Source organism: Rhodococcus sp. EPR-134 (assembly GCF_001647205.1).
Taxonomy (GTDB): Bacteria; Actinomycetota; Actinomycetes; order Mycobacteriales; family Mycobacteriaceae; genus Rhodococcus_F; species Rhodococcus_F qingshengii.
This window is the reverse complement of the sequence record NZ_LVCT01000028.1, coordinates 1-6,771: the sequence shown is the minus strand read 5'-3', so window position 1 is coordinate 6,771 and position 6,771 is coordinate 1. Positions and strand designations below refer to the sequence as shown.

The following is a 6,771-nucleotide window of genomic DNA, read 5'->3' as shown; positions in this document are numbered from 1 at the left end:
GGCGACCACGTACCGGTACCGGTAGTCGAGTTCACCCGAGCCTCCGTATTGTTCGGGGACGGCCAGGCCGACAATACCCATCTTGCCGGCCGCGAGCCACGCTGATCGGTCGACGAGCCTGGCTTCTTCCCAGCTGTCGTAGTGAGGCGTGATCTCGCGGGCAATGAACTCGCGCACAGTCTCTCGGTAGGCCTCGTGGTCGGCTGTGAACAGTGTTCGACGCATGGGTTGCTCTCCTGTCCTAGACGGAAACGCGTTCGGTCATCGAACGCAAGCGTGCCCCGATGATGGCCTCTGCTTCGGACACCATGCGCTGGACCAACTCGTCGACGGTGGGGATGTCGTGGATCAGCCCCTGTGATGTGCCGACCGTCCAGATACCGGCGTCGGGATTACCGGTTTCGTATACGCTTCGCCCACGCGCTCCTGCTACCAGGTCGCGCACATCCTCGAATTGTCCGCCGCGGGAGAGTATGTCGACAACCTCTCGGCTGACGATGTTGCTTGCCACGCGTGCAGTATTGCGGAGTGGTCGGAAGATCAGTTCGGTCTGTGTTTCGTCTGCAGCGACGATGGCTTCTTTGATGTTCTGGTGGATCGGAGACTCGGTGGTGCACATGAATCGCGTACCCATGTTGATGCCGTCTGCTCCGAGCGCCAGCGCGGCGACCAGACCACGTGCATCGGCGAAGCCGCCGGAAGCGATCATGGGTATCGAAATCTTTTCTGCGGCAGCTGGAATCAAGACCAAGCCTGCGACATCGTCTTCCCCTGGATGGCCGGCGCACTCGAATCCGTCGATACTGATTCCGTCGACACCGCGATCCTGTGCTTTGACCGCATGTCGGACTGTTGTGCACTTGTGGAGCACTTTGATTCCGGCGTCATGGAAGATCGGCAGGTGAGGACCGGGATTGGAACCTGCGGTCTCGACGATCTTCACGCCTGAGTCGACGATCACCTGGCGGTACTCGTCGTACGGCGGTGGCGTGATCGACGGCAGAATTGTGAGGTTGACGCCGAACGGTTGGTCGGTCAGGTCGCGGCATCGGGCGATTTCGTTCGCCAGGTCGGCCGGCGTCGGCTGCGTGAGTGCAGTGATGAATCCCAATGCGCCGGCATTGGCAACGGCTGCGACGAGTTCTGCTCTGCCGACCCACTGCATTCCACCTTGGACGATGGGGTGGCGAACGCCGAACGTTTCCGTGAATGCTGTCGAGATCATGAAAATCCTTGTTGTTCTCTCGGGACGAATGGTCAGAGGTGGGATATTCCGGCGAGGTCACTGACGTATTCGCGTGCCCTCGTCGGATCGAAGGAGCGTGAGATCTGCAGTTTCTCGGCCTCGAGTGATCCTTCTGCGTGCGTGGCCAGGACTGACTGATATCCGCCGTAGTCGCGGGCGGTCAGATCCGCAATGAAGTTGAGTAGACGGAGACGCTTTTCGGCAGGAACTGCTGCAGCGTAGTATTTTTCGAGAACTACACGAATTTCGGGATTCTCCCAGTCTTCACCGCCGGGGCCGGTGGCGAGGAGGCCACCTGAGAGATCGGTGAGGATGGCGACCGCGTTGTGGAATCCATGTGCGAAGTGGTATTTGGCCATGTTGACGGCAAGCGGATCTGGTTGCCTGACACCGTGTGCTCCTGGCTTTGATCGAACGGCGGCGAGTTGAGCCAGTCCGCGCACGGTCTCGCTCCAGGTGATCAGTTCGGTGATCTTGCCCTTCACGTGGCCTGCCTTGTTGATGCCGTTGGCCTCGGCGATCAGTGAAGCTGCTCCGACCATGATGTCGAGTAGGGGCAACTTGTAGTTGATGGCGGTGAAACGGTGGTAATCGACAAACGCCAACGCGAGTGGTCCGGCAAGTTCGGGTTGACGGTTGAGGAAGACTCGATTTTTCGGTACTCGGACATCGTTGAAGACGGTGAGCGATTCGAGGAGTTTGTGTTTCGTGGAGATCGGAAATTCGAAGGAGTTGCGTTCTCCGGCTGCGTAGGGAGAGACGTACAGCTCGAGACCTGGTGTGTCGATCGGGATGGCGAAGGACACTGCGTAGTCGGCGTCTTCGGGGCCCATTGCGCGGGTGGGCAGCACGATCAACTCGTCGGCGTTCGCCGAGAACGAAGTGTGGCACTTCGCGCCGCGCACGGTGATGGAGTCGGCGTCCTCGTCGACGATGTGCAGGTAGAGGTCTGGGTCTGCCTGTTGGCGCGGTCCAAGTGACCGGTCACCCTTGACGTCGGTTTGCGCGACGGCGAGTGCGAGATCGCCGTCGCAGACCCGCTTGTAGAAAGCGCGCGCATTCTCGAGACCTTCACCGCTGGTTGCACGAAGAAGGGCGAACAGCGCATCGCTGCCCACCTCTTTGAGGACGATGGTTCCGCCGCCGCGCCGCGATACTTCCTCGATCAGGGCGCCGCGACGAATCAGGTCGTCCGCAGATGTCGGCGCCACGTAGAACGTGCTGACTGGGTCGCCGTCGACATCGGTGACCGCGAGGTCGGGTCGATCGTCGGCGATGTCGTAGCACAGTGCTGAATGATCTACTGCGAGAGTCAGTTCGGGTTCGGCGTAGACATCGGAAATCTTCTTGCCTCGGTAGAAGACTCGGCGATCGTCGCTGAGCCCTTTTCGGTACTGGTCACTGGATCGCACGGCCACTGGATACTTCCTTGATCTTCTGTCGCGGTTATTGCATTCAACTTAGCTTAACGATCGTTAAGTAAGTGTGCAATCATCATGTGCTCGACGATTTCCGGCCACTCATGGCGCAGGTGACGAATCAGGCCGTGGTGAAGATCGATTTGGTCTGGAAGTATGCGGCCAGGCCTTCCGGTCCAAGCTCGCGACCGATGCCGCTCGCCTTGGTGCCTCCGAACGGTGCTCCGAAATCGAGTGTGTAGCCGTTGATCCCGAACGAACCGGTATCGACTGAGCGGGCTATTTCCATTCCGCGGTCGAAGTCGGCAGTCCACACGGTTCCACCGAGGCCGTACTCGGAATCGTTGGCGATTGCGATGGCCTGTGCCTCGTCGGTGTATGGAATGACAGAGAGTACGGGGCCGAAGATCTCTTCGGTTGCAATCGTGTGGTTTGCGGAGACGTTACCGAAAACGGTTGGCTCCAGGAACCATCCGCGTTCGAGTGTGCGCGGTCGTGATCCGCCGGTCGTGATCCGTGCGCCTTCCGCAGTGCCTGCGGCGATGAAGGACTCGACACGTTCGCGCTGCCCGGCGCTCACGAGAGGGCCGATGAAGGTGGTGGGATCCAACGGGTCGCCCACCGGCAGCGACTCGACCATTGCGGTGACGGCATCGAGCACTTCCTCGTAGCGTCCGACGGGAGCGAGAATTCTTGTCGAGGCGTAGCAGGTTTGTCCGGTGTTGATCAACGATGCCGTCGCCAAACCTGCCATCGTCGCGTCGAGGTCCGCATCGTCGAGAATGACTGCGGCGGACTTGCCGCCGAGTTCGAGCGATACCGGACGCAGAAGTTGTCCGCAGGTTGCTCCGATGTGTCGGCCTGCCGGTGTAGAGCCAGTGAACGCGACCTTGTGTACACCCGGATGAGCGACGAGGTATTTGCCGATTTCGGGTCCGCCGGTGATGATGTTGAGAACACCGGCAGGAAGACCGGCCTCCATTGCGGCCTCCGCCAGGACGAACGCGTCGAGCAAGGTCTCGGGTGACGGCTTCAGTACGACAGTGCATCCCGATGCGAGCGCGGGGGCGATTTTCATCATTGCGAGAAGAGATGGGAAGTTCCACGGTGCAATCGCGGCAACAACACCGATCGGTTCTTTCCGAACGATGGTGGTTCCCGTTCCGGCCAGCGCGTGACGGGGTTCTTCGAGCTCGGTCGTGCGGGCAAGCGCGGCGTAATAGCTCAGAAGCCCTGAAGGTCCCTGTCCTTCAGCGACAGTGGAGATCGATACGGGCATTCCGTTCTGCTGGCTGACCAATCGGGCTGTGAGGTCGGCGCGACGCCCCAAGGCTGCGGCAAATTGATCCAAGGCGTCGGCTCGGTCGGCAGGCTCGAGTCGCGACCACGTCCGGAAGGCCCGGCCCGCCGCCGCGACGGCAGAATCGACGTCGTTTGGTGCGCTGCCCGGCACGCTGCCGATCTTCTCTTCTGTGCTGGCCGAGTGCACCGAGATGGCGTCCGAAGTCGTCGGTGATTGCCAGGTTCCGTCTATGTAAAGGGCGGAGTGAGTGAGAATCATGCAGGCTCCTTGCGGTGGGTGGGTGTGCGGGGATCGGGGCGCTCACGTGGACGTAGGCAAACCGCCACACTCATTGACTTAGCGATCGTTATATAAGTCATTTGACTCACAAGCTATGTTGCTCCGCCTGTGGATGTCAATGGTCGAGGTGTCCGGCCGTGCATGAGAGTGGTGACCTGATCGGCGGCTTCACGCACAAGTTTGCCCAGTGCGGCGATCCGCTCCCCGGTCAGTGAGGACGGGGCATCGACCAAGCAGAGGATCAGCGCCGGTGTCGAGTCCTGGGCGAAGGCGACGGCATTGACGGACAGCAATTGATAATTGGCGTCGAGGTCGAGTGTTCCGACCGCGACATCCGCGGACAGAAGACGTCGCGCTTCTCTCAGTGCGAGTGCTGCCCTCTGGCCGCCGACTCCCGGGCCGCGCATCTCGGCGACGGCGTCGGAAATTGAACGTTCTTGTTGGCGAAGGCATTCCACGGCGAACCCGCGCTCTCGAATGGCCGTGAGGATTGGCTCGTACTCCGACCGTAGAAGTGCGGCCTCCGTGTCCAATGCCTCCTTGCCGAGGAGAAACCATTCGTGGAGGTCGTTCTCGTCGAACCATGCGGCAAGGCCTGCACCCAGTGGAGGTGCCATCAGCACATTGTCGCCGATGCGCAAGCCGAGAGTTCCGCTGCGCTTGGAGATCGGTTGAATTGCCTCGGCGACAACGAGGTCGGCGCCGGATCGGATGAATCCGAGACAGGCCAGTTCGGATGTGTCGGCCAGTTCTTGCATGACGGTGCGTGAAAGATCGACGACATCGATTGCGCGGGAAGCGGCTTGGCCGATGGGGACTAGCGCCGGGCCGAGTTGGTAGGTCTTGCGGATCGGGTGACGGACGAGCCAGCCGGCCTCGGCGAGAGCGACGACCATGGGGTAGCAGGTCGCCTTTGCGACGCCGAGGTGTCGTGCGATATCGGCGAGGCTCCGCCCCGCCGTGGGGTCGGATGCCAGCAGTTCGGTCAGCATGACGATTCGATCGGTTTGAGGGGAATTTCGTGCCATGTGTTCGCATAATGCCACTCTGGCGTCGCACTGTGACCCACGATACAGTGGAATGACTTAGCGATCGTTAATCAAGCGGCAAACTCCGGAAGGAAATACATGATTGTCAACGGTGGCGAATTACTTGCCAGAGCACTAGCTGAAGCGGGCACAACCGAGGTCTTCACCCTGCACGGAGGGCACTTGGATGCTTTCCTCGTAGCCTGTCGACGTCACGGCATCCGGCTCACCGACACCCGACACGAAGCCACTGCGGGACACGCTGCGGATGCGTACGCGCGAGTGACGGGCAATTACGGCGTTTGTGTAGTCACCTCCGGCCCGGGCTTCACGAATGTCTACACCGCGCTGACCAATGCACTCCTCGATCGCACGCCGACTATCTTCGTCGTCGGTGCTCCGCCGATGCGTGAGACCGAGACGAATCCGCTTCAGGGTGGTTTCGATCAGATTGCCGCAGCTGTTCCGGTGACCAAGTGGGCATACCGCATCACCGATCCGGCACGCGTCCCCGAGATAGTTGCTCTGGCAATTCGTAAGGCGACGACCGGAATTCCGGGGCCGGTGCTGCTCGAAGTGCCGATCGACGTGATGTTCGGTGAAGCCGACGAAGACACCGTGAGATTTCCGGTGAACTACACCGTGAGTGCGAGGTCGGGTCCGACTGCTGCAGCGGTCGAGGCCGCTCTCGATCTGCTCGGTGAAGCGACGAACCCCGCCATTGTGATCGGAGGTGGCGTCACTTTCTCCCATGCGAGCGCGGCGCTGGTGGCGTTCGCGGAAACGGTGGACGTGCCGGTGTTCTACCCCGGGAAGTCCGATGGAGCGGTACCCGCAAGCCATCGACTGGCCGGCGGCGGACTGTTGGCGATCGGCTCGTTACCTGCCCTTGGGTATCCGACCCCCGACGTGGTATTCGTTGTCGGTGCCCGAGCCGGGATGTTCACCGGCGGACGCACCAGCTTGTTCCCCGGTGCGCGGTTGGTCCAGATCGACGTCGACGCGTCCGAAATCGGGCGTATGCAGGACGTGGACGTTCCGATACTTGCCGACTGTCGAGAAGCGCTCATCGCTTTGAAAACTGCTGCTGATCAACGTCAATGGCCCAATTGGAGTGCCTGGGTCGATGCCGCCACCAGTGCGAAACATGCGCACCGGCATGGTTTCGAGGACGAAGCGACGGAAAGCGGTAAGGCGCATCCGTACTTTGCAGCGCGCGCGATCGTCGAAGCCTGCCCGCCCGGTACTACTTTCGTGATGGACGGTGCCGAGGCGCCGTCGTGGGGCGAGTTCTTCACTACCACCGAAGAGGTTGGTGGTGTCTTGAGGCTCGGCTACCTCGGATGCCTGGGTGTGGGGCCCGGTTTCGCAATCGGCGCACATCGGGCACGACCGGAATCACCCGTTGTGCTCATTACCGGTGACGGCGCGGCAGGATTCCACATCCAGGAATTCGACACAATGGCCCGTCATGGAATACCTGTTGTGACAGTGATA

6 protein-coding genes are annotated in these 6,771 nt (G+C 60.9%); 1 reads left to right on the top strand and 5 read right to left on the bottom strand.

The window, feature by feature from the left end; genetic code table 11:
* The 5 genes from A2J01_RS01145 to A2J01_RS01125 all read right to left on the bottom strand — a co-directional run.
* On the bottom strand, positions 1 to 225 hold a 225-nt coding region (locus tag A2J01_RS01145), incomplete at its 3' end, for an acyl-CoA dehydrogenase family protein (protein WP_197494134.1).
* Between the two features lie 16 nt (positions 226 to 241).
* Complete coding sequence (locus A2J01_RS01140) at positions 242 to 1,225, bottom strand: NAD(P)H-dependent flavin oxidoreductase (RefSeq protein WP_064111559.1); 984 nt, start codon at positions 1,223 to 1,225, stop codon at positions 242 to 244.
* A gap of 32 nt (positions 1,226 to 1,257) precedes the next feature.
* Positions 1,258 to 2,664, bottom strand: coding sequence for a 4-hydroxyphenylacetate 3-hydroxylase N-terminal domain-containing protein (locus A2J01_RS01135; RefSeq protein ID WP_064111557.1), 1,407 nt, complete (start codon positions 2,662 to 2,664; stop codon positions 1,258 to 1,260).
* A gap of 121 nt (positions 2,665 to 2,785) precedes the next feature.
* Complete coding sequence (locus tag A2J01_RS01130; RefSeq protein ID WP_064111555.1) at positions 2,786 to 4,225, bottom strand: aldehyde dehydrogenase; 1,440 nt, start codon at positions 4,223 to 4,225, stop codon at positions 2,786 to 2,788.
* Positions 4,226 to 4,338: 113 nt separating this feature from the next.
* Positions 4,339 to 5,274 (bottom strand): helix-turn-helix domain-containing protein, encoded by a 936-nt coding sequence (locus A2J01_RS01125; protein WP_064111553.1) that lies wholly within the window; start codon positions 5,272 to 5,274, stop codon positions 4,339 to 4,341.
* Positions 5,275 to 5,373: 99 nt separating this feature from the next.
* Between A2J01_RS01125 and A2J01_RS01120 the strand changes: the two genes are divergently transcribed.
* A partial coding sequence (locus A2J01_RS01120; protein WP_064111551.1) for a thiamine pyrophosphate-binding protein occupies positions 5,374 to 6,771 on the top strand: 1,398 nt, incomplete at its 3' end.